The sequence below is a fragment of the Streptomyces kunmingensis genome (assembly GCF_039533535.1).
GTDB classification, from domain to species: Bacteria; Actinomycetota; Actinomycetes; order Streptomycetales; family Streptomycetaceae; genus Streptomyces; species Streptomyces kunmingensis.
In genome coordinates this window covers 329,514-355,180 of record NZ_BAAATS010000027.1, presented here as the reverse complement: position 1 = coordinate 355,180, position 25,667 = coordinate 329,514, and the positions used below count along the sequence as shown (strand labels likewise).

General features: G+C 68.7%; 28 protein-coding genes. 26 read left to right on the top strand and 2 right to left on the bottom strand.

Features of this window, described 5'->3' with window-relative positions:
• Window positions 1-12: 12 nt before the first annotated feature.
• Complete coding sequence (locus tag ABD366_RS29845; protein ID WP_324773770.1) at window positions 13-1,260, bottom strand: helix-turn-helix domain-containing protein; 1,248 nt, start codon at window positions 1,258-1,260, stop codon at window positions 13-15.
• 131 nt (window positions 1,261-1,391) lie between these two features.
• On the opposite strand from ABD366_RS29845, the gene ABD366_RS29840 reads away from it, so the two are divergent.
• The 21 genes from ABD366_RS29840 (at window position 1,392) to ABD366_RS29740 (ending at window position 20,199) form a co-directional block, all read left to right on the top strand.
• A complete protein-coding gene (locus tag ABD366_RS29840) occupies window positions 1,392-1,910 on the top strand; it encodes an ATP-binding protein (RefSeq protein WP_324773768.1) in 519 nt (172 codons plus the stop codon).
• Window positions 1,868-2,476, top strand: coding sequence for a hypothetical protein (locus tag ABD366_RS29835; protein ID WP_324773766.1), 609 nt, complete (start codon window positions 1,868-1,870; stop codon window positions 2,474-2,476). The genes ABD366_RS29840 and ABD366_RS29835 overlap by 43 nt, the downstream gene beginning before the upstream one ends.
• Before the next feature lie 130 nt (window positions 2,477-2,606).
• A complete protein-coding gene (locus ABD366_RS29830) occupies window positions 2,607-2,861 on the top strand; it encodes a hypothetical protein (RefSeq protein WP_324773764.1) in 255 nt (84 codons plus the stop codon).
• Window positions 2,862-2,956: 95 nt separating this feature from the next.
• A complete protein-coding gene (locus ABD366_RS29825) occupies window positions 2,957-3,439 on the top strand; it encodes a DUF6082 family protein (RefSeq protein ID WP_324773762.1) in 483 nt (160 codons plus the stop codon).
• Between the two features lie 31 nt (window positions 3,440-3,470).
• Window positions 3,471-4,163 (top strand): HAD family hydrolase, encoded by a 693-nt coding sequence (locus tag ABD366_RS29820; RefSeq protein WP_324773760.1) that lies wholly within the window; start codon window positions 3,471-3,473, stop codon window positions 4,161-4,163.
• Entirely contained in the window at window positions 4,160-6,007 is a 1,848-nt protein-coding gene (locus ABD366_RS29815) for a hypothetical protein (protein ID WP_324773758.1), read from the top strand. Before ABD366_RS29820 ends, ABD366_RS29815 begins: the two co-directional genes overlap by 4 nt.
• Entirely contained in the window at window positions 6,004-6,954 is a 951-nt protein-coding gene (locus ABD366_RS29810) for a thymidylate synthase (protein ID WP_324773756.1), read from the top strand. Before ABD366_RS29815 ends, ABD366_RS29810 begins: the two co-directional genes overlap by 4 nt.
• A gap of 8 nt (window positions 6,955-6,962) precedes the next feature.
• On the top strand, window positions 6,963-8,681 hold the full coding sequence (locus tag ABD366_RS29805; RefSeq protein WP_324773754.1) for a carbamoyltransferase family protein: 1,719 nt from the start codon (window positions 6,963-6,965) through the stop codon (window positions 8,679-8,681).
• Window positions 8,678-9,730, top strand: a complete 1,053-nt coding sequence (locus ABD366_RS29800) for a glycosyltransferase family protein (RefSeq protein ID WP_324773752.1) — start codon at window positions 8,678-8,680, stop codon at window positions 9,728-9,730. Before ABD366_RS29805 ends, ABD366_RS29800 begins: the two co-directional genes overlap by 4 nt.
• Before the next feature lie 96 nt (window positions 9,731-9,826).
• Window positions 9,827-10,336 (top strand): P-loop NTPase family protein, encoded by a 510-nt coding sequence (locus tag ABD366_RS29795; RefSeq protein WP_164368110.1) that lies wholly within the window; start codon window positions 9,827-9,829, stop codon window positions 10,334-10,336.
• 31 nt (window positions 10,337-10,367) lie between these two features.
• On the top strand, window positions 10,368-11,219 hold the full coding sequence (locus ABD366_RS29790; protein WP_324773749.1) for a class I SAM-dependent methyltransferase: 852 nt from the start codon (window positions 10,368-10,370) through the stop codon (window positions 11,217-11,219).
• Complete coding sequence (locus ABD366_RS29785; protein WP_324773747.1) at window positions 11,216-11,974, top strand: phosphotransferase; 759 nt, start codon at window positions 11,216-11,218, stop codon at window positions 11,972-11,974. The genes ABD366_RS29790 and ABD366_RS29785 overlap by 4 nt, the downstream gene beginning before the upstream one ends.
• The gene (locus tag ABD366_RS29780; protein WP_324773745.1) at window positions 11,971-12,627 is read left to right on the top strand and encodes a histidine phosphatase family protein; all 657 of its coding nucleotides are present in this window, start codon (window positions 11,971-11,973) and stop codon (window positions 12,625-12,627) included. Before ABD366_RS29785 ends, ABD366_RS29780 begins: the two co-directional genes overlap by 4 nt.
• Window positions 12,624-13,460, top strand: coding sequence for an aminoglycoside phosphotransferase/kinase family protein (locus tag ABD366_RS29775; protein ID WP_311309675.1), 837 nt, complete (start codon window positions 12,624-12,626; stop codon window positions 13,458-13,460). The genes ABD366_RS29780 and ABD366_RS29775 overlap by 4 nt, the downstream gene beginning before the upstream one ends.
• Before the next feature lie 35 nt (window positions 13,461-13,495).
• Window positions 13,496-14,494: an NAD-dependent epimerase/dehydratase family protein gene (locus ABD366_RS29770; RefSeq protein WP_324773742.1), complete on the top strand. Its 999-nt coding sequence runs from the start codon at window positions 13,496-13,498 to the stop codon at window positions 14,492-14,494.
• Window positions 14,495-14,525: 31 nt separating this feature from the next.
• On the top strand, window positions 14,526-15,647 hold the full coding sequence (locus ABD366_RS29765) for an adenosylhomocysteinase (protein WP_311309673.1): 1,122 nt from the start codon (window positions 14,526-14,528) through the stop codon (window positions 15,645-15,647).
• On the top strand, window positions 15,644-16,204 hold the full coding sequence (locus ABD366_RS29760) for an NUDIX hydrolase (RefSeq protein WP_311309672.1): 561 nt from the start codon (window positions 15,644-15,646) through the stop codon (window positions 16,202-16,204). The genes ABD366_RS29765 and ABD366_RS29760 overlap by 4 nt, the downstream gene beginning before the upstream one ends.
• Window positions 16,205-16,237: 33 nt before the next feature.
• Window positions 16,238-16,999: a 3-deoxy-manno-octulosonate cytidylyltransferase gene (locus ABD366_RS29755; RefSeq protein ID WP_311309671.1), complete on the top strand. Its 762-nt coding sequence runs from the start codon at window positions 16,238-16,240 to the stop codon at window positions 16,997-16,999.
• A 514-nt stretch (window positions 17,000-17,513) separates the two neighbouring features.
• Window positions 17,514-17,957, top strand: coding sequence for a hypothetical protein (locus ABD366_RS29750; protein WP_311309670.1), 444 nt, complete (start codon window positions 17,514-17,516; stop codon window positions 17,955-17,957).
• A 94-nt stretch (window positions 17,958-18,051) separates the two neighbouring features.
• Window positions 18,052-19,287 carry an MAB_1171c family putative transporter gene (locus ABD366_RS29745; RefSeq protein ID WP_324773739.1) on the top strand — a complete coding sequence of 412 codons (1,236 nt, stop codon included), beginning with the start codon at window positions 18,052-18,054 and terminating at the stop codon, window positions 19,285-19,287.
• A 282-nt stretch (window positions 19,288-19,569) separates the two neighbouring features.
• Window positions 19,570-20,199, top strand: a complete 630-nt coding sequence (locus tag ABD366_RS29740) for an HAD-IA family hydrolase (RefSeq protein WP_311309668.1) — start codon at window positions 19,570-19,572, stop codon at window positions 20,197-20,199.
• 207 nt (window positions 20,200-20,406) lie between these two features.
• Here the strand turns inward: ABD366_RS29740 and ABD366_RS29735 are convergent, their stop codons facing one another.
• Window positions 20,407-21,249: a helix-turn-helix transcriptional regulator gene (locus ABD366_RS29735; protein ID WP_324773796.1), complete on the bottom strand. Its 843-nt coding sequence runs from the start codon at window positions 21,247-21,249 to the stop codon at window positions 20,407-20,409.
• 585 nt (window positions 21,250-21,834) lie between these two features.
• On the opposite strand from ABD366_RS29735, the gene ABD366_RS29730 reads away from it, so the two are divergent.
• The 5 genes from ABD366_RS29730 (at window position 21,835) to ABD366_RS29710 (ending at window position 25,635) form a co-directional block, all read left to right on the top strand.
• Entirely contained in the window at window positions 21,835-22,161 is a 327-nt protein-coding gene (locus ABD366_RS29730) for a transcriptional regulator (RefSeq protein ID WP_311309667.1), read from the top strand.
• 1 nt (window position 22,162) lies between these two features.
• Window positions 22,163-23,182: a hypothetical protein gene (locus ABD366_RS29725; protein WP_311309666.1), complete on the top strand. Its 1,020-nt coding sequence runs from the start codon at window positions 22,163-22,165 to the stop codon at window positions 23,180-23,182.
• The gene (locus ABD366_RS29720; protein WP_311309665.1) at window positions 23,182-23,886 is read left to right on the top strand and encodes an ATP-binding protein; all 705 of its coding nucleotides are present in this window, start codon (window positions 23,182-23,184) and stop codon (window positions 23,884-23,886) included. The genes ABD366_RS29725 and ABD366_RS29720 overlap by 1 nt, the downstream gene beginning before the upstream one ends.
• A gap of 118 nt (window positions 23,887-24,004) precedes the next feature.
• Window positions 24,005-24,571 carry a WhiB family transcriptional regulator gene (locus ABD366_RS29715; protein WP_109180474.1) on the top strand — a complete coding sequence of 189 codons (567 nt, stop codon included), beginning with the start codon at window positions 24,005-24,007 and terminating at the stop codon, window positions 24,569-24,571.
• Complete coding sequence (locus tag ABD366_RS29710) at window positions 24,568-25,635, top strand: DUF2637 domain-containing protein (RefSeq protein ID WP_324773734.1); 1,068 nt, start codon at window positions 24,568-24,570, stop codon at window positions 25,633-25,635. The genes ABD366_RS29715 and ABD366_RS29710 overlap by 4 nt, the downstream gene beginning before the upstream one ends.
• The last annotated feature ends 32 nt before the right edge of the window (window positions 25,636-25,667 follow it).

Below are 25,667 nucleotides of genomic sequence, written 5' to 3'. Positions count from 1 at the left end.
CGCTTCGACGCGTCACAGCGTCGCGAACGTCAGCAGGTGGCTGGCCAGGTCATGCTCAGTGTCGGGGAGCCCGGCAGCGATGGCCTGAGCCCGCTGCCGGCCCATGGTGTTGGGCTTCGACTCCGCCGCTGCGGCGAACTGGTGCGCTACGTAGGCCCCGCGATCTATGTCGCCGCCGCGCAGAAGGGCGGACGCCAGGTCACCCAGGACGACCACACCGGACTCGGGTAGTTCGCCGCCGAGGCGCTCAACTGCGGAGTCGGCCGTGGCGGTCAGTTCCTGACGCGCGAGTTCGCCGTAGACCGAGAGGGTTAACGAGTCCATGCGGTATGGCGTCACGAAGCGGACCCACGCCTGCTCGCTCATATGGTCGGCGAAGTCATAAGCGAACTTGGCCTGGTCGAGAGCACGAAGGGCGCCAGCGTCATCGCCTGACTGGGCGGCTTCCTCCGCGTACCGGCCCAGAGCCCACGCTGCGGCGGTTGCGTTGCCACGTCCGCGTACGTCCTGAGCTGCCTGCGAAAGCATCTCCAGCGCCTTCGCTGGGCTGGGGGCACCGTAGCTCGCGTAGCCCAGAGCGAGAGCGCGCAGCGGAGGGTGTCCAGCCCTTTTCGCGCACTCCGAGGTCACTCCGTAATAGGAAGTGGCCTTGTCCTGCTGGCCGAGGTCCCAGGCGACCCACCCAGCAAGAGCGGCAGTCTCCCCGGCCGCGATGGTCAGGGCTCGCTCGTGGGCTCCGGCGCGGGGAAGGGCTGCGGTGATCGCGTCCAAGTGCGCCTCGACGCGGGACTGCAGGCTGAGCGCACTCTCGTTCAGCTCGTCCACGTGCAACGTGGCTGCATGATCAATAAGCACCGCCGCGGACTCAGGGTCGATCTTGGAACCCTTGCTGAGTGCGTAGGCCAGTCGGCCCCACGGCTCGGCAGCCGCAGCCGCACCGATGGCTGCGCCTCCCAGCAGCGTTCGGCGTTTCACGTCGTCCAGGTCCTCCGCCTCGGCCTTGTTCTTCTCTCGCCGCCTGGCGCGGGCGGCTTTCGCCTCGCGCAGCAGCGGCTCCAGCGGGACGCCACAGGCCAAAGCGATGTTCCCCAGGGTGTGGTCCGTCGGAACGTTCGCACCGTTCTCGTACCGGTTCACCTCCCGGCGGGTCACCGTTGCCCGGCCGGAGGCGGCGTTGATCGCACCGGCCTGTTCGTCCTGCGTCCGATTCGCGTTACGCCGCAGGTGACGGAGCAACTCGGCAAATGGATCCACCGCCATGAGTCTGACCCCTATCCGTGGGAAAAAGCCAATACTCCCCTCAACTCCCCCCTGATTTTTCCCCCTTGACAAAGATTTCCCCCCTCCGGTTTCCCCTGTCCCGGATCGCGCAGCCACGGTGCGATGTGCTCATGACCACGCACCGGACAGCAACGCCGCCCCGACCTCGGGGCGACGACGGTGGCGCCCACGTCGTCGGCGCCTCGACCGCTCGGTGTCCGCTGGCCTCTCACGTCTTCGAGATGGCCATGGAGCCGGTAGATGTGCACGTCGCTCAAGCGCGACGAACGACGGCCACCGTGCTGACGCACTGGTCGTTGCCGGAGACGCCGGCAGAGGACGCCCGACTCGTCGTCTCGGAGTTGGTGTCCAACGCGATCATCCACGGTTCCGGGGACGTCCGACTGCGACTGCGACACGACGAGCACGAGCTTCGAATCCGAGTCACCGACGACAGCACGGCACCGGCGAGGCGACGACGTGCAAGTGCCGCCGGCCTCGGCGGTCGAGGGCTGCACCTCGTCGCCTGCCTGTCGCTTCGGTGGGGCGTCGCGGACGGCGGCCGGACGACGTACGCGGTCATCCCCACTCTTACGGAGGCACCCCCATGTCGCCGCACAACGCAGTCAAGCACGGAGCCGACGTGTTGAGCCTCGTCGCCTTTGATCGGGGGCGAGAGAAGCACACGGGCGGTGGGGCGCCGACCGCTGGCCGTGACCACCCGAGCTGGCCTCGCACCTCTGCCCAGGTGAAGCGCCAGTCCCGAGCTGGTCAACTCCGAGGCTTACGACAGCACTTCTACCGTCAGGCCGTCGACGCGCAGGCCGATCAGCCGCTGCGCGTGCTGGCGTACAGCCTGGTACCGAGTCCGAGGGCCCGGCCTGACGAGGACTGGGGGACGCTACAGGCTGAGGCCGACCAGCTCGGTTACGCGATCGCCGCCCGGCTCCACGATGTGGCGGTCCCGGTGACCACGACGTACTTTCCGGCATCCAGTGCGAGCCAGGGCGTCTACACGCCGCCTTGGGATCGACCTGGTTGGCGGGAGGCCGAGCGACAGCTCCGGGAGGGCTTGGCCGACGGCGTGCTCGTCCTCGACCGGCACAACATCAGCTCCGATGACGACGAGTACCACGCCGTGATCAAACACCTGGGCGAGCACTGCCGGGCGTTTCTCCACCTCGTGATCTCCGAGGAGCCCGTAGCGCCGACTTGAAGGCGTCCACTGCGCTGGATGGACAGGAAGGGCTGGGGCTGGCGGCAGATCAGCGCCCAGATCGCCCTGATCGTCACCGTGAGCGTCGTGCTCGTCTTCACCTTCAAATACACCTGACCGAGGGCTGCCCATGACTTTCGAGGGATACATCGATCGTGCGCCGCGCCTCCTTCCGCACCGCGAGCAGGGTGAAGCGCTCCTCGCCATCAGGGAGGCCGCCCCTTCGGCACCCAGCGAAGAGGGGATCGACCTCTTCGCCGTGCCCGCTGGTGAGGTTCAGGGGCGTGGCTTCGACCTCTCGCGCCTTCACCGGCTCTCGCGCCTGCCGGCCGTGCCGGATGGATCGACCTCGCCTTCGGCTGACGGCCCGCCGGACGCGGCGTGACTCTCCTCAAGCGAACGTGACGGCGACCACCGCTGCCCCGGATGCCGTCGCCGGTTGCCTACACCGTCCCATCCATCCTCAAGTGAAGGTCGCAGATGAACCGTCCCGTTCTCGCTCTGGCCACCACCATCGCTCTAGCGTCCGCGGTGCACATCGCCCAGCGTCACCTGCAGCACCGCCAGTCCCTGGAGTTGGCGGTGCACCAGGCCCACGGTCGCATGCTCGAAGTCGCCACCACGCACCCGGACTTGGACCCGATCTGGGTGCGCAACCATCCCGACCATGTCAAGGACGACGAATCGGGTCCGCTCCTGATGTGCCAGTGGTGGCTTGAGTTCTGGCGCACCGGCCTCAATCTCAGAGTGTCCACCCCCGCCGTCCTGCGGCAGAACGCGCGGAACTTCATGCAGGACCCGACGGCCCTCAAGGCGTGGGCTCTGACCCGCCACGGGCGCGCTCTGCAGTCCCGGGGGCGATGGGACCGCATGCACGTGGCGTTGCTCGACGCGGCGTTCGAGGAGGCCGGCGGTCCGGCCCAGTACCCCGAGTTAGAACTTGCCCCGGCCTCGGCCCTCTGAGGCACGACGACACCCTGACGAGAGGATGATCATGACCGTTCCCGCTTGCGGATCGCCACCCGCTCCGGCCGCGCTGAGCGACCACAGGTCGCGCGCTCTTCTCCTCGACCTCGACGGGGTCCTCCTCGACACGCGTCCCGTGATGCGGAGGGCGTGGCAGAGGGTCCAGGAGGTCCATGGCGTCGCGCTCCCGTTCCGTCACTACGAGCGCCACCTCGGTCGCGAGTTCGGGGACATCATGGAGCGCCTGGGCGTGACCGATGCCGAGGCGGTCCGTAGGACGTACGAGGCGGAGTCCGTGGCCACCGCGCACCTCGCGGAGGAGTTCGCCGGCATCGTCGAGACGCTCCACGCCTTCGTGGCCGCCGACTGGCGGCTGGGCGTCGTGACGTCCAAGCACGTCGACCGGGCGGCCCCGCTCCTCGCGCGCCTCGGGTGTCCCTTCGCGACCATCCGCACGCCCGCCGGCGCGGGCCGAACGAAGCCGGCCCCGGACCCGCTCCTCCTGGCACTGGTCGACCTGGGAGTCGACCCGGCCTCCGCCGTCTACGTGGGTGACATGGCGGTCGACCAGGAGTCGGCCGCACGCGCCGGCGTCCCTTATGTGCACGCTGGGTGGGGCTACGGGCAGCCGACGGCTCCCGCCCCGGAGACGGTCTCGTCCCCCAGGGAACTGCTGAGCCTCCTCCCCGCCAAGCAGCTCGTCGAGGGGAGCACGGTGTGAGCCCCCGCACCACTGGTGGCCTCGGCCTGGTCCGCTCCTCCAACGTCGGGAAGCCGACGTGGACTCTCGTCGGAACCGGCGCCCTGGCGCACGCGCGAACCGACCACATCCACACGACGGAGCTTGATGCGACGGCCGTCGACAAGCAGTTACTGCGCTCCGGCGTCGAAGACGTCATGGAGGCCGTCGACCGCTACAGCGCCAAGTGGGCCGCCACCCCGGGCGGAGCCGACTGGCTCCACGTTCAGCACGTCCCCGTGCGACGCTTCGTCGCCGAGATCGTGCGCAAGCTCCTGGCCCTGAACTCCTGGGCATCGTTCGCCTCCGCCCCAGGGCCCCTGATCCTTGCCCCCTACGAAGGTCTCGTGGGACTGCGTTCGAGCAGCTCGCGGGAGTACCTGGCCTACACCGTGACATGGTCCGGCGTCGCGTACGTGCTCGGTGCTGCGGCACCGCACAACCCGACCCGCTCCGCCCAGCTCCGGAACCGCGCCCGGACGAGTACGGCGAACACGGAGCCGAGTCCGCTCCCCTCGGATCTCGGACGGCAGGACGTTCTGGCGCTGTCGTGGACCTCCCGCCATGCCGCCACGCTGACCCCCGTTCTCGCCGAGCTGGCGCGAGGCGGGCAGAGGAGCCTCCTGCTCGATCTCGCCACTGATGCCGCCGAGCGATGCAGCGCGGGACCGGCAATGAGTTTCGAGCTGCGCGCCGCTCCGAGCGACCTCTTCACCGTCTCCGGCACCGCCGAGGGCCTCCACCGCCCCGACGACGAGCACGTCGTCCAAGTGGAAGGCCACGGCATCCAAATTGCCCGGCTCGTAGGGCTCTTGTCCGTTCTCTTGGAGACCAGCGGGGGCTGCACCCAACCGTCGTGGCGGACGGTGGTGCGGGCGGAGAGCTGGCTCGACGACATCCTGTCGACCACCCGGCCGCACACCGTCCTGCTGAGCAACGACACCAGCCCACTGGGCGTGCTGGCCGCGCACGCCGCCGAGCGGCACGGAGCGAACTCGGTGCACGTCCAGCACGGGGCGTGGACGCCGGAATCGGTCGCCTGGCCGGCCCTGCACAGCCGCGACATCATCGTCATGGGCGAGCGGGACCTTGCCCTGGGCCGAGGGTGGGCGCGCCACCCCGAGGCCGAGGTGCACGTCCTCGGGCAGCCCCGCTTCGACGTCCTCACCAGCCTGAGCCGCCAGGCACAACGGCGGTACCTGGAGAAGCTGCTCGCTCCGGGGGGCCGACGCGCGCCGACCCGGATCGCGGTGTGGGCCTGCCAGCCCTTCAACCCCGATCACCTCAAGTCCCACGCGGACCTCCTCCTGGACGGGCTCGCCGAGGCGGACGGCGACTGGGGGCTCGTCATCGCTCCACACCCGGCGCAGGGAGCCGACGCCTTCACCGCTCTGGTGAAGCGGGACGCCGAGCCGCCCATCGCGGTGGCCGATCCCCGAGTCGGAGCCCGAGGCTGCCTCGCTGGCGCGGACGTCCTGGCGAGCGCGTACTCGACGTGCGGGATCGAAGCCGCGCTGCTCGGCATCCCGGTCCTCGAAATCGGCCCGCCGGGCGAACGCACCCTGGGCCTGACCAGTCACGGACTGGCGACCCGCTGCGAGGCCGCCGGTGAGGTCGCCGAAGCACTCTCCGGCTTGCGCGCGGGCCCTGCGCCGATCCCGCGGCCGGCCTTGGACGCGGTCTGCCGGTGGCGCGGCGACAGCGCCACTCGGATCGCCCGGCTCATCACCGACCGCGCCACCTCCGGCCCGAGGGCCGACGACTCCACCCACCACCACCCGGGCGCCGCTGCGTCGCCCAAGGACGAAGGAGCATCCGTCCGATGACATCCCTCACGGCCGACAGCATCGCCGAGCTGTTCTCCGGCGCCGTCACGCTGGCCAAGTCCGGCGAGAAGATCAGCCCCCGGGGCATGGCCACCCACGAAGTCCGCGATGTGCACCTGCTGCTCACCCAGCCGCGTGCCCGCCTGCTCTACGCCCCGCCCGCCCGCATCGTGAATCCGGCCTTCGCCGTGGCCGAGACGGTCTGGCACCTGTCCGGCTCCGACGCCCCGTGGATCTTCGACTACAACAACCGGCTGCGGCAGTTCGCCGACGAAGGCGTCCTCCTGGGGGCGTACGGCCCCAGGATGCGGAACTGGGCCGGCAAGGTCGACCAGCTCGCCCGCGTCGTCGAGATCCTCCAAGCCGACCCCGACTCCCGGCGAGCCCTGATCCAGCTCTACGACCCGGCCCAGGACGCCGCAGGGCACAAGGACGTGCCGTGCACCCTCGGGTTCCGATTCCACCTGCGCGCCGGCCGCCTGCACATGGCGACCATGATGCGCGGCCAGGACGTATGGATCGGCATGCCGTACGACGTGTTCTTCTACACCGTGCTGCACGAGCTGGTCGCCGGATGGCTCGACGCCGAACTCGGGGAGTTTCACCTACACATCGGCTCGCTGCACATCTATGACGAGCACATCGAGCAGGCCGACATGCTCACCTCGCTCCCGGCGAGCGGGATCATGCCCGACCTGCGAACACCCTGGAACGGCTTCGGCGGCCTGCTCGACCAGGTCGAGGCCCGTGACGTGACCGGCCACCCCGGCTGGGACGCGATGGCCGAGACGCTGCGCAGCTACCGGCTGTGGAAGGACGGCAAGCGCGAGCAGGCGTGGCGGGCGGCCGACACGATCGACGGGCCCCTCGGCCAAGCCCTCACCGCCTGGTACGGAGAGCTGGAGCGGCGCTCGACCAATCGCGCCGCGACGGCAGGGGCAAGGTGACCGCCGCCATGAAGCGCACCCCCTCCGTCGTCCTCGGCCTGTGCTCGTACACCCACGACTCCTCGGCCGCCCTTCTCGTCGACGGTGAACTCGTCGGCTTCGTCGAGGAGGAACGCCTCTCCGAGCAGAAGCACACCAAGCTCTACCCGGCTCGCGCCGTGGGCTGGCTCCTCGACCAGGCCAAGCTGAGCGCCGGCGACGTGGACGCCGTCGCTTACAACTTCCAACCCGCCCGCTACCTCGCCGAGTCGCCCGTCGCCCTGCGTATGGCGCTCTCGTCGGCCACGCGCGACCGCAGCCTGGCTCGCGCCCACGGGTTCGCCAAGGTCGCCCTGCGCACCCGGCGGCGGCTGCGCGTCCTCGGCAGCCAGTTCCCCTCGGCCCGCGTCACATCGGTCCTGCACCACCGCGCCCACCAGCTCACGGCCTACGCCGCCTCCGGCTGGGAGGAAGCGGCCGTGCTCATCGTCGACAGCCTCGGCGAGCGGCAGACCACCACGATCGCCCACGGCCACGGCGTTCAGCACCCCCGCGTCCACACCCTGGAAGCGATCAACGACCCGGCCTCCCTCGGCTACGTGTACGGCGCCGTCACCGAGCACCTGGGCTGGCGGCGGGGCGACGAGGAAGGCACCGTCATGGCGCTGGCCGCCCTCGGCGACCCAGCCCGCTTCCGGCACCTGTTCACCACGGCCGTCCGCACGACGGCCACGGGCTTTCGCATCCACCCCGACTACTTCCCGACGCGCACCCTCACCTCGGGATACCCGAGAACATCCCGGCGGTTCGTCGCCGAGACCTGCCCCGAGCGGCACCCGAGCGAGCCGCTCACGGACGTCCACCGAGACCTGGCGGCTGCCCTTCAGGAGCGGACCGAGCAGGTGATGGTTCACCTTGCCCGCCGCGCCCGTGTGCTCACCGGCTCCCGGCGCCTGTGCGTGGGCGGCGGCGTCGCCACGAACTGCGTGAGCATCGGGAAGATCATCGAGGCTGACATCTTCGACGAGGTGTTCGTCCCGCCGGCGCCCGGAGACGCCGGAACCGCCATCGGGGCCGCCCTCGCCGTGCATGTCGATGGGCGCAGCCCTCGCCCGGTCGCCGGCATCGCCCGCCGCTGCTACCTCGGCCCCTCCTACGAGGACCAGCCCCTCGACCTGACCCCTTGGCCCGGCCTGCGCCAGAAGACCCTCGGCATCGAGACCGCCGAGTTCCTCGCCGACCAGCTCGCCCACGGCATGATCGCCGGACTGTTCCAGGGAGGCGTTGAGGCCGGGCCGCGTGCCCTGGGCAACCGCTCGATCCTCGCCTCCCCGCTGGAGCCCGGCGTCGTCGAGCGGCTCAACGCCACCGTGAAGTTCCGCGAGCCGTTCCGGCCCTTCGCCCCCATGGTCCCGGCCGAGCGCGCCGCCGAGTTCTTCACCCTCGGCCAGCCGGCCCCGTACATGTCCATGGCCTCCGGGGTGACGGACCTGACGCACGAGCGGGTGCCGGCGATCGTGCACGCCAACGGCACCTCCCGCCTGCAGACCGTCACCCGGTCGCAGAACCCGTTCATGCACGCGGTGCTGACCGCCTTCGGCCGCCGAACCGGCATCCCCGTGCTGATCAACACCTCCCTCAACGTCAAGGGCAAGCCGATCTGCGGGACACCCGAGATGGCCCTCGACTGCCTGGCCAACTCCGGCCTCGACGCCCTGCTCCTCGAAGGGCGGTGGATCACCAAATGAAGATCGGATACAGCTTCTGGGGCTTCCTCGGCAACGGTGTCACCGACACTCCCGACGGAGGCCGCAGCCACCGCCGCCCCTTCATCGACGCCCTCCTTGCCCGCGGTCACGAGATCGTCTTCCTCCAGGCTGACCGCGACCGCCTCGAAGCCGGTGACGACCTCGGCGGCGTGTACACCTTCGCCGACGGCTTGCCCGGCATCGACGCCCTGTTCCTGGAGTGGCGTTGGGCGATCCCCGGCCGCAACACCACTGTGTGTGGCAGCGAGGGGCACACCTGCGACCTCCACCGGCAGGCCCAGCTAATCAACCACTACACGGCCCGGCACCGGACGCCCACCGTCATCTGGGATAAGGACCGCACCCTGCGCGCCGAGAGCGTGTGGCGCCGTACGGACCACACCCGCGTCTGCGAGGCCGCGCTCGCCCCGACGCGCGGCGCGCACTCGCTGCTCTTCCCCGTCGCCGAGGACCTCCTCGCCCAGGCCGATCCCCTCACCCTGGCGGCGCGGCCCCGGGATCTCGCGCTCGGCTACGTGGGCAACCAGTACGACCGCGACGAGCCCTTCGACCGCTTCTTCGCCCCGGCAGCCGCCCGCGTCGAGCACCTGGTCGCCGGGAAGTGGACCAAGACCGGCCGCTGGCCGCACGTCCGCTTCGCGGGCCGGATCCCGTTCGAGGACGCTGCCGGCGTCTACGGCCGGTCCCTGGCCACGGTGCTCATGCTGCCCGAACGGTACGCCGCCGTCGGGCAGATGACCCAGCGCATCTTCGAGGCCGTGCTCGCCGGCTGCCTGCCGCTGGCCCCGGCGAACATCCGCTTCGCCGACCGGTTCGTCCCGAAGGAGCTGGTCGTGCGCTCCGGCAGCGACGTGCTCGAACGCCTCTCCTACCTACGCGAGATCGCTGGCACCGAGCAGCACGCCGCCCTGATCGCCGCGTGCGTGGACCGCTTGCGCCTGTTCGGCCTGTGCAAGCAGGTCAACACCCTGGAGTCCGTCCTGCACGGCCTCCTTCAGGCCATCGCGCCCAGGCGGGGGGCTGCCTGATGCAGACCACTCCATCGACCACGGCGCGCGGATCCTCCGGGCGCGTCCCGGAGGATGGGCCCGCCGGACACCCGAACCTCTCTACGCTGGAGCACCATGAAGAAGGTCGCCATCGTCGGCTGCGGAGGCAGCGGCAAATCCCACGTGGCCCGCGAACTGGGCAGGATCCTCGACGCCCCGGTGACGCACCTGGACGCCGCGTTCTACGACGACGAGTGGAACGCGTTGCCCATGGACAAGTTCACCGACGTCCAGCGCGAGCTGGTATCGCAGCCGCGGTGGGTGATCGACGGCAACTACAACTCGACGCTGCAGGTACGGCTCGAAGCCTGCGACACGGTGGTCCTGATGGACGTGTCGACCGTGGCGGCGCTGTACGGGATCTTCTCCCGGCAGATCCGGCACGGGGCCGGACACAAGGGCAACGGGGTGCACAACCGCATCCACTGGGGCGTGATCAAGTACGTCGCCACGTACCGGCGCAAGATGCGGCCCCGCGTGATGGCGAAGATCGAGGAGTTCGGCTCCGGCACCGACGTAGTGCTGTTGGCCAACCGGCGTCAGACGCGCCGCTGGCTGCGGAAGGTCGCCGCCGAGCAGTCCTGACCGGTCCGCGCCCCCGGTCAGGGGGTGCGGCATGAGCGAGCCCAACCCGTTCCTGGACCCCGCCCGACAGCCAGAGCTGTACGGACACGCCTCTCGGCTGGCCGGGCGGACCAGCGCCCTGATGCGCGCCAAGACCGCTGGCCACCCGGTGCCCGAAACGATCGTCAGCCTGGTGCAGACCCATCACGCCCGGCCCGACCGGCTCGGCGTGGTGCTCGACATCGGCTGCGGTCGTGGCACGAGCAGCCGCGTCATCGCTGAGCAGCTCCGGCCCGAACGCCTCGTGGGTCTGGATGCCGCCCCCTCCCTGCTCGCCCAGGCCCGCGAGCGCACCAAGGACCTGCCCGACAGCACGGTGGACTTCGTCGAAGGCGACTTCCACGACCTCCCTCTGCCCGCCGGGTCGAGCGACATCGTCATCGCGGCGTTCTGCCTCTATCACTCGCCGCGCCCCCAGGACGTCATCGGACAGATCGCCAGGGTCCTTGCCCCCGGTGGTGTGGCCGTTCTTGTCACCAAGGGCCTCGACAGCTACCGGGAAATGGATCAGATGGTCGCCGCCGCCGGCCTCGATCCGCGCGCCGCCCAGCACGAGAGCCTCTACACCGCAGCCCACAGCGGCAACCTTGCCGACGTGGCCGCCTCCTCGCTCGACGTGATCGCCGTCCTGGACGAGGAGCACGTCTTCACCTTCGACGGCCACGACCACACGGCGCAGTACCTGGCCACCAATCCCAAGTACGACCTGGCGCCCGGCCTGTACGGCAACCCCGGTGCCCTGGCGGCGACCCTGCACGAGTTCCTTCCTGACCAGCCGCTGACCACCCGGTCCCGGATCACCTTCGTCGTCGCCCGGCCGAAGGAAGGAGGAGAGCTGGCATGAGCCACACCTCGTTCACCAAGCACTACGCGGAACCGGAGCGCGCGGCGGGGGCGGTGCGCCACTACCGGTGGCTCACCGCGCACGCCAAGCCGCTGCGGCAGCCGGCGCTCCACACTGCCGGACCGCGGTTCCTGATGTTCGAACGGATCGAGGGCCGCCCCGTACGTCCCGAGGACCTCCCCCGCGTGGCGGAACTGCTCGGCCACGCCCACGGTGCCGCTTGGGCCAGCGACCTGCACTCCGCGTCGGTGGACACCCCGCACCACTTCGAGGACGGCACGCAGTTCGACGACTACCTCGGGCCCCGGAAGATCGCTCTACGGCGACGCCACGAGCAGGGCTACCTGCCCAACAAGACGGCCCTGCACGCGATGCTCGGCCTGCTACAGGCGACCGCCGAGGGCCCGTGCGCCTTCTACAAGGACAGCAACCCGCGGAACTTCATCATCACCGCACAAGACATCGTCGCCGTCGACACCGACGACCTGTCCCTCGCCCCGCTGGGCTACGACCTCGCCAAGCTCATCGCGACGCTCCACCTGACCTACGGGCCGCTCACGGACCAAGCCGTCACTACCGCCCTGCTCGCGTACAACGCGGCAGCCCGACGCTACGACGCCCGGCTGGGCACGACGGACCGAGGCCAGCTCGACAGCTTCCTGGGCCTGCACGCCGTGCTCACCGCACCGTACGTCGGCCGCAACGGCTACCACTACAGCCTGCCCCTCCGCTTCACGCACCGAGGAGCCTCATGATCACCACCGAACTCGTCTTCGTCCGGCACGGCCAGGCCCAGTGCAACGCCGACGGCCTCGTCGGGGGCCCGCGCACCTGCACCGGCCTGACCAACCTCGGGTACGCCCAAGCCGAACAGGCCGCACGCCGCCTGGCCACCGAGCACCTGAAGAAGCCCTTCGACGTCATCTACACCGGCCCGCGGATCCGCCTCGTCCAGACCGGCGAGATCATCGCCCAGACGCTCCAGATCCCCGTGCTCCACGACGAGCGACTCGACGGCCCGGTCCACGGCGACGCCGACGGCCAGCCCTGGGACGCGGTGAAGACGGCCGCCGACGGCGGGCCGCACGCCCACCCCGACACGCCCTGGGCCAACGGCTCCGACACCTGGAACGGGTTCCTGAAGCGCGCCAGCAGGAACCTGGGCCAGCTCATCAAGGAGAACCACGGCAAGCGCGTCGTCTTCGCCGCCCACGGGGAGACGGTGATCACCGCACACACCCTGCTGCTGGGCATCCCGATCGGCTCGCCCGCCGGATTCACCCACAACCACGCCTCCATCACCCGCTGGCAGCACCACCGCAACCGCCTGGGCCAGACCCGCTGGATGCTCGACCGGCACAACGACACCGAGCACCTCAGCCTCCTCACGCCGGAGCCGACCCCGTGATCGCGACCTCGCGCGACCCCCGGATACAACTGGCGCACCTCGTCCTCGGCACAGTCGACGTCGCAGTGGACCCCGCGCTCCCGCCCCGCGTCGTACGCCTGGTGGCCGGCGACGGGCGTCAGTTCATCGCGAAGCAGCACGCGGAGCGAGACCGGTACGCCGGAGAACTCCACGCCTACGGGGCGTGGGTCACCCATCTGACCGGCCATGCGCCGGTGTTGGTCGGCCGGGATGATGCCACCCACACCCTGCTGCTCACCGCACTCGCAGGCGACCGCGCGGACACCTTCGCTCCGGGCTCGCCCGAGGAGGAGCTGGCCCACCACGAGGCCGGGCACGTGCTGGGCAAGCTGCACCGGACCACGGCCATGCCCCAGGGCGGTGCCGTTGGCGCCTCACTCGCCGAGCGGTTCCAGGGGTGGATCGACCGGGCCGTCCGAGCCGACCTGCTCGACGCGGCCGAGGAGAACCTGCTGAAGCACCACGCGGTCATCCTGGGCACCAGCCACATGGACAGCGCGATCTGCCACCTCGACTACCAGCCGCGCAACTGGCTGCTCGGCGACACCTTCGGCATCTACGACTTCGAGCACATGCGACGCGACGCCAGGGTCCGCGACTTCGCCCGGCTCGAATTCCGACGCTGGCAGGCAGCCCCCCACCTCCGCACCGCCTTCTTCGACGGCTACGGACGCTCGCCCAACGACCTCGAACGACGCCTCCTGGAGTCCTTCGGCGCCATCGAGGCGGCCACAGCCCTGGTCAAAGGCCACCAGGAGAACGACGCCGCGCTCAGCGCGCACGGCAGAACCGTCCTGTCGCGGCTCACCTGACCAGCCCCCTAGACGACACCACTCTGGAGATCTCCGTGCCACAGCACGAGCAGCCCCCGACCAACGCTTCGCCCCGACGGGCCGTGGTGACCGGCTCCGCCGGATTCATCGGCTCCCACCTCGCCCACGCCCTCGTCCAGGCCGGCACCACCGTGATTGGCGTGGACCGCCGAGACCCGTCTACCGACCCGACGGCCGCCGCCAACCTCGCCGCGCTGCGGGGGCGCCCGGGATACCACCACGTCACGGCCGACCTCCTCCACTGCGCGATCGACCCGCTCCTGATCGACGCCGACACCGTCTTCCACCTCGCCGGCATCCCCGGCGTACGGCCCTCGTGGGGAACGCAGTTCGGCGACTACCTCGCGTCCAACGTGCTGGCCACCCACCGCGTCCTCGAAGCCTCCACCCGGATCGGCGTATCCCGGCTAGTCGTAGCCTCCTCCTCCAGCGTCTACGGCCCGACCGACGGCGACGCGAGTCGCGAGACCGACCGCCCCAACCCCGCCTCCCCGTACGCCGTGACCAAGCTGGCCGAGGAGCAGCTCTGTCTCGCCTACGCCGAGCGCCCCGTCGGCCCCAGCGTGGTCGCCCTGCGGTACTTCACCGTCTACGGCCCCCGGCAGCGTGCCGACATGTTCACCCACCGCGCCCTGTACGCCGCCCTGACCGGACAACCCCTGCGCCTTTACGGAGACGGCCACCAGCGCCGCGACTTCACCTACATCGACGACGTGGTCGCCGCCACGATCGCCGCCGGCACCGTCCCGAACGCGCACGGCACCATCAACGTCGGCGGTGGCTCGAACGCGTCCCTGCTGGACGTGATCAACATCGCCAACAGCCTCACCGGCCGCGAGATCCAGCTCCACCAGGACCACGTGCGCAACGGGGACGTCCTCCTCACGCGTGCCGACCCCGGCCGTGCGGGAGAGGTCCTCGGCTGGCAGCCGCGCGTCGACCTCCACAGCGGATTGCGCGCTCACATGCAGGCGCTGGCCTCCCCGGTGCCGGACTACAGCCATGCCGCCTAGGCGCACCAGTCGGATCACGAGAGGAGTGCTCATGGAGACCCCCGAGCGAGCGCGGCTGGACGCCTTCTTCCGAAGGATCACCGCGCAGTTCCCTGCTGGCCAGCCGATCACGACGTTGGTCATCACGCACCTGCTCCAGGAACGACCGGCGTTCTTGCGCGCGATGACCGCGCTGTCCACGATCGGCGCTGTTCTCCCCAAGCCCCGGTCGATCCACCAGCCGACCCTCGACACCGTCCGCCGCACCCTGCCGGTCCACGACCTGAGCCGCGAGCGGTTCACCGACGAGACTCAGGCCCTGCACTACCTGGAGGACACGGCTGGCGGCCAGGACGTCGTCCTGGTCGACATCGGCGGCTATTTCGCAGCCAGCCTCGACACCCTCGTGGACAAGTTCTCCGGCCGCATCCTCGGTGTCGTCGAAGACACTGAGAACGGACACCAGCGGTACGCGGCCCTCGGCTCGCTCCCGTGCCCGGTCTTGTCCGTGGCCCGCTCACCGCTCAAGGACTGCGAGGACCACCTCGTCGGCCGGTCCATCGTGTTCTCTACCGACGCCCTCGTCCGCGCCCGCGGGGACATCCTCACGAGCCGCAGCGCCTGCGTCATCGGCTTCGGCAAGATCGGTCGCTCGATTGCGCAGACCCTGCGTGCCCAGGACCTGCGCGTCACCGTGTACGACAACGACGCGGTCAAGCGGGTACAGGCGCACGCCCTCGGCTTCCACACCAGCGCCTCCACCACCGAGGCCGTTCACGACGCGGATCTCGTCCTGTGTGCCACCGGCAATCTCGCCCTCCGGCACGAGGATTTCGCCGCCCTGCGCAACGGCGCGTACCTCGGATCGGTGACTTCCTCCGAGGACGAACTCGAACTCGGCAGCCTCGACGACCTCTACGAACGTCAGCCCGTCGGACCCCAGTTGACCCGGTACGAGGTCACCGGCCACTACTTTTACGTTCTCGCCGACGGCGGTGCCGTCAACTTCGTGCACGGCGCCGCCGTCGGCACCTACATCCACCTCGTCCAGGCCGAGATACTCGCCGCCACCGCCGCACTCAGCCACGCGCGGCTCCAGCCCGGACTGCACGAGATGCCGGCGGCCGACCGCGACACCATCGCCAGGACCTGGCTCCGCCACTTCGAAAGGTGACCTCGTTGCCACCCTCCACCGGACACGTCCGCACCGTCACCGAGGCGTACCTCGCCCGCCACCCGGACGAGCGCGCCTCCCTGACGATGCTCTTCGACGTACTCGCGGGCACGGACGATCCCACCAGCCGCAAGACCTTCCCCGCACACGTGACCTGCAGCGCCATCGTCATCAACGGTGAACGGCACGTGCTTCACATCCTGCACAAGGCGTCCGGGAAACTTCTGGCGCCCGGCGGGCACAACGAACCGTCCGACCAGCGCCTGCGCGACGCCGCCCTGCGCGAACTGCACGAGGAGGCCGGCATCCCGCCGAGCGCCGTGGTCCCCCTCGTCGGCCACGAGGACATCCCCCTCGACATCGACGTGCACGCGATCGACGCGAACCCGTCGAAGAACGAGCCGGCCCACCATCACGTGGACTTCCGCTGGGCCTTCCAACTCGTGACCGATCAGGTGGTGACGCTGCAGGAGGAGGAGGTCGACGGCTACCAGTGGCGGCCGTTCGCGACCACTTCCTCACCCACCGTCTGCGCCAAGCTCGCCCAGCTCACCTGAAGCCTGCCCGAACCCGACCACCAGGAGGACGCCGTGGCCGCCACCACAGCCCGCCAGACCGCCGCCCAACGGCGCCGGCACATCGCCGTCATACCGTGCCGCTGGGGTGCCTCCCGCTTCCCCGGCAAACCACTGGCCCTCCTCGGCGACAAGCCGCTGCTCTGGCACGTCCACCAGCGCTGCCTGGAAGCCAAACGCCTTGACGGGGCCATCGTCGCCACGGACGACGAGCGCATCGAAGCGGCGTGCCGCAAACTCGGCATCGACTGCATCCGCACCGGGGAGCACCTCACCGGCACCGACCGCGTCGCAGAGGTCGCCGACCGCCTACCGGCCGACGGATACATCAACGTCCAGGGCGACGAGCCGTTCATCTCGCCGACCGCCATCAACGACGTCTCCGAGGCCCTGGAATTCACTCCGCCCGGCACCTTCGCCGTGAACGCCTACACCGAGCTGGTCGACGTCGGCGCCGTCCTGGACCACAACGTCGTCAAGGTCGTCGTCACGGCCCGCAGCGAGGCCCTCATGTTCTCGCGCCAGCCCATCCCGTACCCCAGGGGCGACCGGCCGAAGTACCTGCGCCAACTGGGCCTCTACGGCTTCACCGGCGAGGCTCTCCAGCACTTCCGGCGGCTCCAGCAGGGGCCCCTGGAGCGTGCCGAGGGAGTGGAGATGCTGCGCTTCGTCGAACACGGCCACGCCGTGCGGATGGTGCCCGTCTTGGACGACGGAGTGGCAGTAGACACCCCCGAGGATCTAGCGCGAGCCGAGCGCCTCCTCGACCAGCACTGAGACATCCGCACGAACACAACCCTTCCTGTTGGACGACTCGTTGCATTTCTCGGCCGTCAACTAGGCTATTTGGGCGACGGGTTAGCGAAGGTCCTCGGGTCTTCTGAGAAACGGCGCTCGGCGAGAAACGGAGTGCATCCCGAGAGCGCGCCCCAAAGGCATCTCAAGATCAATAGGAAAGATCGCCGACCGTTTTTGATCTTTCTTTGCTTCAGTGATCCTCCACACCCGGGTGACCTTTGCAACACGTTCTTCTCTCATGATCACTTAATCCCCCTTGTACGCTTAGGCGCGGACAGTGCGTGCCGGTCTAGCACCGTGCGCATCGAATACGGGCTCCAGCCTGCCAGCGCCTCGCGTACGCGCGTTGAGGTATGGGGTCTGCAGTGAGAATGGAGCGACTATGCGTTGGCGTAGGGATCCTTCACGTCGCGCCCTTGTGAGGGAATGCGAGAGGAAGCTCGCCGATCTCCCTATACCAACCCCCTTCAGCGTCGAGACGCTGGTGAGCAATATGGAAAGCGCGCTGGGTCGTCAGATCCAACTGGTCCCATTGGACGACCCAGACGGGGGCCTCGGGACAGCGTGCGGCCTTCGGGTTAAAACTCCCCAGGTAACCATCATTCTCTATCGTCGCCGCTCAAGCAGAAATCAAACAGAACACATCATCCTCCATGAGATCGCGCATGAGTGGATGGATCACGGCACCTCTCTAACAGCCGTTGAAATCGAGCGCTACGTCCCTGAGCGCATCCGGCAAGAAGTGCTTCGGCGCTACCCATCAGCCCTCATCCAAGCGCGCGTCGATTTCGACAGCCACGAGGAGAAGCAGGCTGAGCTTTCAGCGTCATTGATCAAGCGCCTGGCACGTCGCCAGTCTGCTACCGGAGACGATGTGATCAGCCTGTTGGAATATTCATTGGCGCATCCGGTCGCCCCGCCGCGGCGTCGGCGGTAGCTCCACACGATCCGTAATCTCGCACTGACCAAGTCTGCACTCTGCAGGGCCCGTGAGCGGCGACAGGTGTGGCACCTATAGATCGACTGATTCCGTGTTCGACTTCTTCAAATACTTCACTGCGGCAGTCATGATGCTGATCTCCATCTGGCGTTTCCCGGCAGTCAGGTATGGCGATGCGCATCGTAGGGCGCTCTGGGGCGGCTACGCCGGGTTTGCAGTGGCCCTGTGTCTGTACACCCCAGCAGCAATGGACGCGGTCGATCGTATTCCGGTGGTCGATCTCAGCGCTTTGCTCCGGCACTTTGCCAGCACTGCGGCGATCATGGCGGCTCTGACCTATGTCGCCACCAGCTACGGCAAGACCGCTGAGGCGGTCGTGCCCAGGCACGTGGAGTTCTCACGGTGGATCGCCCGAGCGTCGTACAAGGCGGGAGCCGTCGGCGTGGTGCTGCTCGCGATCCTCTTCTTTACCGTTGTCCAACGCGATCGGCCGAGCGAGGACTTCCTCGTTGATCATGCGGGAGAATGGGGCGTGGCGGTCTACATGACCGTGTTCTATTTCTTTCCGCTAGTCACCACCGCCGTATGCGGCTATCAGTGGACGAGGGCGGCACGCCGTGCTGAGAGCACAAGCATGCGCATCGGGCTCGGTTTGATGGGTTTCGCGATGTGGATGGGGCTCGTTCACACGATAGCTAGAATTGCCATCTTGTGGAGTGCCGTAATATTCCCTCTCAGTCAATCGACGGTGCGATTCCTGGTCGATGTCACTGCGATCTGGATGAATCTCCTTTTCGTTATCGTCGCAGTTGGGGCGAGCATCCCGACGACCCGCGCGGCTGCTGCGCGATGGAAGACGTTCCGAACCCTGAACCTGATCTATCCGCTCTGGTTCGATCTAGTCGAGGCTTTTCCCGGAACAAGCCTGTACCCTCCCGGCCGACGGATCACGGAACTTTTGCAGTTTCGCGTCCCCATTGATGTTCGCTTGGATCGATGGACGCAGGATATCTCCGACGCCTGCGAGAAACTGCGCTACTACGTGCCGAGCGACTTGATGTTTGCTGCGGAGGACAAGGCGACCCCACACTCCGATCCCGAGCCTGCTGCGGAGGCTTACTGGATAAAGGCTGGTCTGCTTGCCGCTAACGCGGAATCCGTCAGGCCGTCTTCGGCCACCCTGATGAGAGACAAGCCGTTCGTGGACACCGAAAGTGAAGCTGCGTGGTACGCGCGAGTCAGTACGGTCTACACGCGGATCACCGGTGACCAAGCGCGAGAAGTTCTTCATGACTCTGAGAATTTGGAATCGGAATCTCTGCAGTAGTACTGAAGCGCGGTGCGCGGTGAGCTTGCTGCATCTGCGTTTTCACGTATACACCCTGTCACTTAGAGATGCGATCTTGTAGGGCTGGCGTGAGATTCGGCACCATCGAGCGTGTGGTGGCGACTGGTACCGTGGGCAAGGCGGACAAAGAGGTTTTGCCCCGCCCTGTAAGTGCACTTCCTGGCCTGCGATGCGCAGTTTCTGCGACCGCCATGTTCGCCGGGTCCGTGACGCTGTCCGATCTGGATAGGCGTCCGAAATCTCAGCAATGGAGTTCCCCGCATGTCCAACCGCCGTACCGGCCTCATTCTTGATTTCGGAGGCGTTCTCACCACCCCCCTGCTGCCCGCTGTGTTGGCGTTCGAGCAGCGTGAAGGGCTTCCTCAGGGGGCCTGCCTCACTGCCCTGTATAAGGACCCGGAGGGCGTCCGGATCACCAGCGATCTGGAACGCGGAGTGGTGTCCCAGCGCGAGTGGAACGAGTTCGCCGGCAGGATGCTGAATGTGCCTGCGGACGGGCTGATGGGGAGGATCTTCGGCGACCTCCGCCCTGAGCCGCTGCTGATCGACGCTGCCGCCGCAGCCCGCCGGGCCGGGATCAAGGTCGGCATCCTGTCGAATTCCGTGGGCCTGGAGCCGTGGGACCTGTATGCCGGCTACGAGCTAGAGAAGCTGTACGACGTCGTCGTCATCAGCGAGCACCACATGATGCGCAAGCCCGACGCCCAGCTCTTCGAGGCCACGCTGAAGCTGATGGGCCTGCCTGCCGAAGAGTGCGTCTTCGTCGATGACACCGAGGCGTACGTCCAGGCAGCGGAGCAGCTCGGTCTCGCGGGAGTGCACAACCAGGACCCGAAGCAGACGGTCACAGCCCTGTCCGAGCTGTTCGACGTCGACCTGACCGCTTCGTAGATCGGCGTCGATTCCGTCCGTATGAAGGGACTACGGCTCAGCCTCCCTGGAGGCCGAGCCGTAGTCCCTTCGTGCATCCGGTCCGAGATGTGGGCTGGCCCGGTCAGAGCCGAGGGGCGATAGGCGGTCAGGGGTCCTCCCTCGGTCGCGCCCGCAAGGCGGCGGTACCGCAACTGATCTCCACCCGACCGCTACTAGCCAGCGGGGCTACTCCTTGTCCTGAACCTCGGACAGAGCGTGCCGCAGCTCTCCTACGAGCCTGTTGATGTCGGCCATCGATCTGCGGGAGAGGATCTCGCTGCCGCGTGCGGCCAAACCGAGGATGTGTCCCTGGTGAATCGAGCCGATGAAGCGAACAGCCTCCAGGAACTCCTGGACCATGGGGCTTAGTTCGGCGTCATCGCCGAACAGCCAGGCCGGGACCTGGAAGGCGTGCGCCAGGCCGGCGCGCATTTCATCCGATGCCGCGGTCTCGGTTCCGTCGCGCAGCTCGCCGATGCCCTCGGCGGTGACGGCTGCGGTCGGCGCATGCTCGTTGACGAGTCGCGCGATCTCCGCGTCGGAAAGCGCCTCCTCGCCGGTGGAACCGTACTGCAGGAGAAAGTTGATCTTTTCTCCGACCGTGCGAGGCGCGGCCTCTCGATCGCCATGTGGGGCGGTGGTGCGGATGCCGAACGAGCGATCTTGCGCCGCGAGCAGCTCCTCCTCAGTAACCCCGTACGCCGCCGCCAGCGGCTTCACATAGCTGGCGTTGAGCCTGCGCCGCCCGGACTCGGCATTGCCCACCGGCCCCCGGCTTGCGCCGATGATTTCGGTGGCCTCCGCCACGCTGAGACCGGCGTCGCAGCGTAGGAGCTGTAGGTCCGGCGGCCCGTCGTGAGGGAACAGTTTGTCGAGTGGCTCGTTGAGCGCCGTGGCGATCGCCGGCAGCTTCTCGCCCTTGGGGAAATCCTTCCCGGATTCCCATCGTGCGACGGTGGCACCACTGACGCCCACCAGTTCGCCCAACTGTCTCTGGTGCATGTCCCTGCGTCGGCGGACAGCACGCACGCGGCTGCCGTCGAACTGGCGAGGGGGCACTGGGACTCCTGGTGCGAGGTGGCGATGGGCTCGGTGTCGGGGCAACTGTAAGCCAGGGTTGATGCATTTTCGAAACTGACGTACGTTTCCGTATTGCACCTGTTGGTCAGGCCCGATTCTACGGTGCCGAGCCCTGGGGGTCCTCTGTGCATATTCGTATGCCGTAATCGCTCACGCGACAAGCGCTTGCGGCGCTTGCCGGGCGGCATGGATCCACGTCGGCATCGCCCTCCTGAGAGCGGCCGACACGGAGTAAGACGACCGCAAATGATCTTCCGGACTGCGGGATGGACTTGTCCGCGGGGTCTACGTATGTTCGTCGTCCCACGCCGGGCAGTGCCCCGGAAAGGGGCCGATGACCAGCGAAAAGGAGGCGGGACGGATGCCGACATACGACCCGTGATCTGACCCCAAAACTGAAACCGGCGCCGAGGAGCTACCAACTCCCAAGCGCCGGGCTGGCACCCCGAGGGGCGCCAATTACACATCACGCGGGCGGCAGGGCTTCTTGCACGAGACCGCCGCACCGCGCTCCTTCGAACAACGGAGTATCGCATGCTCGCCACGCCGAGCGGAAGCCCGGCCTGCGCGGACGACGGCCGTCCGCGCCGCCTCGCCGCGCAGCTCGCCGACATGATCCCGGGGGCGGCCGCGATCCGGGTCAGCCTCACAGACCCGACACAGACTTGGCCTCATCTGCACGCCGTGGTCAAGGACGAGGCCGGAAGGACCCTGGAGCTGGGCCGCCCGATCGCCAGGGTCGCGTCACGCTGGATCCTGCGGGTCTGGCCGGAGGTGGACTGGATGCGCCCGCACACCTTCTGCCTCGCCGACGCCACCCTGACCCGCAGCGACCTGGTCGCCGCTGAGCGGGGCCGCTGAGATGGCCCGGATCCGAACTGTGAAGCCGGAGGCGTTCACCTCCGAGTCGCTCGCCGAAGTGACCGTGGCGGCCGAGCGGACCTTCTTCGGCCTGCTCACCCAGGCCGACGACCATGGCCGTCACCGGGACAACGCCGCGATCATCGCGGGGCTTCTCTGGCCCCTGCGCGCCGAGCACACCTCGGTCCACGTCGAAGACGACCTCCATCAGCTCGCGAACGCCGGACTGATCTGCCGATACACCGGATGCGACGGCCGCCTCTACCTCCACATCGTGACCTGGTCCGAGCACCAGAAGATCGACAAGCCGAGCCAGTCGCGCCTGCCCTCGTGCCCGCAGCACCAGGCTGCCGACCGGTGCGCCCCCTGCAAGGGCTCCTGCTCCCGGAGGGGGAAGGGCTCGCCCACCACTTCCCGAGGACTTGCTGAGACCTCGGCGAGGGCACCCCGAGCCCTCGATCTGCCTGCCGCACCCTCCTCGACGGTGTCGGAACAGGCAGACGTGCCAAGCGCCGACCGGCAGGACGCCGCCGATGGAGCCAGCAGCGCACCCGGGCGGGCCGGAGTCAAAAGTGCAGCTCAGAGGGGCGTCTCCGGCGGCTCCCCGAACCTTCCCCGAAGCCTCCCCGAAGGCTCGGCGCCTGGATCTAGGATCTTGGATCCTGGATCTCTTGTCCCTACGGGGCGCACAGCGCCCGCAGCCGGCATCTCCGCCAAGGACCTCGTCGGGGAGTACGTCGCCGGGTGCGACCAGCGTCCCCCGAGCGACGTGATCGGGCACCTCGGCCGGATCATCAAGAAGCTCCTGGACGAGGGCATCGCACCGACGTACATCCGAGCCGGGCTGGCGAACTTCACGGCCAACCCCAAGCACCCGAGCGTGCTGACCAGCATGGTCAACGAAGCGATGAACGCTCGCCCCGGCGGCTTGGCGCGGCCGGGAATTCGGCCTAACGTGCCCGCTCACCAGGCGTGGACCAACCCGGCCAACGCTTCCGCCGCCTACGCCGAGGAGCTGTGATGCACACCCATCACCGCGAACCCCAGCTCCTCGGCAACGAAGCCACGCTGGAGCGCATGGCCCGGATCCTGGCCGCCCGCAACATCGACCCGGCGGACGCCGCGCTGCCGGACGACGCCGAGCCCTTCTCACCGCTGGACGCTCTGCTCGCCGGGATGCCCCCGCGCTATCAAGCGGCTGTCGCCGACCACCCCACGGTCCTGGAGTGGGTCCGGAAGGTCACCGACGCGGCCATCGCCCCCAGCCGAGGAGCCCGACGACAGGTCACCACCGGCCCTAGCTTGCTGATGGCCGGGGTCGTCGGCGCGGGCAAGACGCACCAGGCGTACGGCGCGGTCCGAGCGCTGGTGCAGAGCGGGGTCGGCGCGAGCTGGCGGGCGACCACCGCCGCCGACCTCTACGCCGACCTCCGCCCCCGGCCCGGGGTGGACAGTGAGCGGGAGCTGGCGGCCGTCAGCCGGTGCCCGCTGCTGATCATCGACGACCTCGGCGCGGCCAAGGCGAGCGAGTGGGTCGAGGAGATCACGTACCGGCTGATCAACCGGCGGTACAACTACGAACTCCCCACGCTGATCACGACCAACCTGGCGATCAAGGACCTGCGTTCCTACCTCGGGGACCGAGTCGCCAGCAGGCTCGCGCAGATGACCACCCGAGTCGAGTTCGAGGCCGTCGACCGCAGACGCCACAGCGCCGCCGCCTGACCCTCCACAGGCCACCCCGCCGGACCGCGCCCTCGCACCGCCGTCCCCCCGGGCACCTACCGCCAGCGCACCTCTCCGCCGACGCCCCTGCGCGCGGAGAGCGATCGGAGCACCCCGCATGACCAGCACGATGAACGGCCCCGCCCAGCACCGTCAGCTCGGCGACCAGACCTGGCAGGCCGACGCCGTCTGCCAGAGCACCGAGTACAACCCGGTGGACCCCGAAGTCTTCTTCCCCGAACCCGACGAGACCGCCAAGATCGCCACGGCCAAGGCCCTGTGCGGCCAGTGCCCGGTCCGGCGCACCTGCCTGGACGCCGCTCTCGAAGGGGGTGACACCGACGGGATCCGTGGCGGCCTGACGGAAGAGGAGCGCGGGCCGCTGCACGACAAGCTCGCCAGCCGCCTCGACTACAGCCGCGTCAATGCCACCATCGCCGGACGCGACGTGCACCTCACCCATACGGAGCGCCGCGCGGTCGAGTACGCGGCCTACCGCCACGGGGTGAGCGAGCAGCGCCTGGCCTGGCTTCTGAAGGTCACCGAGGAGCACGCCAAGAAGCGGTACCGCGAGATCCGCCGGGCCGAGCGCAACCGAACCCTGAACCAGCCCACCACGAACACCACACCCCCCGAGACCAGCGGCGAGCGCCTGATCCGCGACGACTTCGGGACGGCGGCATGAACATCGCAAGCGCGTCGAAGACGGCGCACATATCCGGGTGGGACCGCGCGGCTGTCGTGGCGCTCGGGGGCGCGGGGTGCGCGCTGTCGTACGACGCCCTGCAGCAGATGGCCGTGGCCATCCACATCCGAGGCTTCCTCACCTACCTGTTCCCCCTGGTGATCGACGGGTTCATCGCCTACGGCATCCGAGCCCTCCTGGTCCTGCGCAACGCACCACTGCGCGCCCGGCTCTACGTCTGGACGCTCTTCGGCACGGCCACCGCCGCCAGCATCTGGGCCAACGCACTCCACGCGGTGCGCATCAACCAGGACACGGTCGCCGGCACCGGCCTCCAACTCGGTGACGCGGTGGTCGCGGTGCTCTCGACTATCGCCCCGCTCGCACTGGCCGGAGCGGTCCACCTCTACATCCTCATTGCCCGGGGCCCGGTCGAGGACTCTGGCCGGCAGAACCTCGGTCAGCCCGGTCACCTCGGTCAGACCGACCGGAGCGACGCCATCGAGGTCACCCGGACCGACCGAGCCGGTCAGCAGCGGTCAGCGGCCGGTCAGGTCAAGTCCGGTCAGTCGGTCACCGCTCTGACCGACCGGCTGCCGCTGTCCCCGACCGACGAGGACACCGCCGCCCGGTCAGTGACCGGAGACTCGACCCCGGCGACCAGCGGCCAGTCGGTCACCGACCACCACAACCGCAGCCACGGTGCCTTTGACCTGCCGGGACAGGCGGACAAGGGTCGGACGGTCACTGACCGCCCCAGCAGTGCGGCCCCGGTCGGTGATGACCAGGACAGCCCGGCGGCGGTCAGTGCCCCGCCGGTCACCTCGCCGCCGGTCACTGACCGGGCCGCTCGGCCGACTGGTGACCGGCGTCCTGACCCGGACACCGAGGAACTGCTGGCGATCGCCCGGTCGGCGGTCAGGGCCGAGGACAAACTGACCCGCAAAGTGGTCGCCCAGGCGATCCGAGGTCAGCAGATCCCGCTGTCCAGCGACACCCTGACCGCGCTGATGGCCCAGCTTCGCGAGCAGCACCGCCAGCCGGTCGCTTCCGCCCGGCCCTGACCGGACCTCCACGGAGCGGGTGACCGAGGCGG

What these genes read in the sequence shown, in the direction of transcription:
- ABD366_RS29845 (WP_324773770.1), bottom strand. Translation starts at nt 1,260, where the DNA reads ATGGCGGTGGATCCATTTGCCGAGTTGCTCCGTCACCTGCGGCGTAAC.
- ABD366_RS29840 (WP_324773768.1), top strand. Translation starts at nt 1,392, where the DNA reads ATGACCACGCACCGGACAGCAACGCCGCCCCGACCTCGGGGCGACGAC.
- ABD366_RS29835 (WP_324773766.1), top strand. Translation starts at nt 1,868, where the DNA reads ATGTCGCCGCACAACGCAGTCAAGCACGGAGCCGACGTGTTGAGCCTC.
- ABD366_RS29830 (WP_324773764.1), top strand. Translation starts at nt 2,607, where the DNA reads ATGACTTTCGAGGGATACATCGATCGTGCGCCGCGCCTCCTTCCGCAC.
- ABD366_RS29825 (WP_324773762.1), top strand. Translation starts at nt 2,957, where the DNA reads ATGAACCGTCCCGTTCTCGCTCTGGCCACCACCATCGCTCTAGCGTCC.
- ABD366_RS29820 (WP_324773760.1), top strand. Translation starts at nt 3,471, where the DNA reads ATGACCGTTCCCGCTTGCGGATCGCCACCCGCTCCGGCCGCGCTGAGC.
- ABD366_RS29810 (WP_324773756.1), top strand. Translation starts at nt 6,004, where the DNA reads ATGACATCCCTCACGGCCGACAGCATCGCCGAGCTGTTCTCCGGCGCC.
- ABD366_RS29805 (WP_324773754.1), top strand. Translation starts at nt 6,963, where the DNA reads ATGAAGCGCACCCCCTCCGTCGTCCTCGGCCTGTGCTCGTACACCCAC.
- ABD366_RS29800 (WP_324773752.1), top strand. Translation starts at nt 8,678, where the DNA reads ATGAAGATCGGATACAGCTTCTGGGGCTTCCTCGGCAACGGTGTCACC.
- ABD366_RS29795 (WP_164368110.1), top strand. Translation starts at nt 9,827, where the DNA reads ATGAAGAAGGTCGCCATCGTCGGCTGCGGAGGCAGCGGCAAATCCCAC.
- ABD366_RS29790 (WP_324773749.1), top strand. Translation starts at nt 10,368, where the DNA reads ATGAGCGAGCCCAACCCGTTCCTGGACCCCGCCCGACAGCCAGAGCTG.
- ABD366_RS29785 (WP_324773747.1), top strand. Translation starts at nt 11,216, where the DNA reads ATGAGCCACACCTCGTTCACCAAGCACTACGCGGAACCGGAGCGCGCG.
- ABD366_RS29780 (WP_324773745.1), top strand. Translation starts at nt 11,971, where the DNA reads ATGATCACCACCGAACTCGTCTTCGTCCGGCACGGCCAGGCCCAGTGC.
- ABD366_RS29765 (WP_311309673.1), top strand. Translation starts at nt 14,526, where the DNA reads ATGGAGACCCCCGAGCGAGCGCGGCTGGACGCCTTCTTCCGAAGGATC.
- ABD366_RS29750 (WP_311309670.1), top strand. Translation starts at nt 17,514, where the DNA reads ATGGAAAGCGCGCTGGGTCGTCAGATCCAACTGGTCCCATTGGACGAC.
- ABD366_RS29740 (WP_311309668.1), top strand. Translation starts at nt 19,570, where the DNA reads ATGTCCAACCGCCGTACCGGCCTCATTCTTGATTTCGGAGGCGTTCTC.
- ABD366_RS29730 (WP_311309667.1), top strand. Translation starts at nt 21,835, where the DNA reads ATGCTCGCCACGCCGAGCGGAAGCCCGGCCTGCGCGGACGACGGCCGT.
- ABD366_RS29725 (WP_311309666.1), top strand. Translation starts at nt 22,163, where the DNA reads ATGGCCCGGATCCGAACTGTGAAGCCGGAGGCGTTCACCTCCGAGTCG.
- ABD366_RS29720 (WP_311309665.1), top strand. Translation starts at nt 23,182, where the DNA reads ATGCACACCCATCACCGCGAACCCCAGCTCCTCGGCAACGAAGCCACG.
- ABD366_RS29715 (WP_109180474.1), top strand. Translation starts at nt 24,005, where the DNA reads ATGACCAGCACGATGAACGGCCCCGCCCAGCACCGTCAGCTCGGCGAC.
- ABD366_RS29710 (WP_324773734.1), top strand. Translation starts at nt 24,568, where the DNA reads ATGAACATCGCAAGCGCGTCGAAGACGGCGCACATATCCGGGTGGGAC.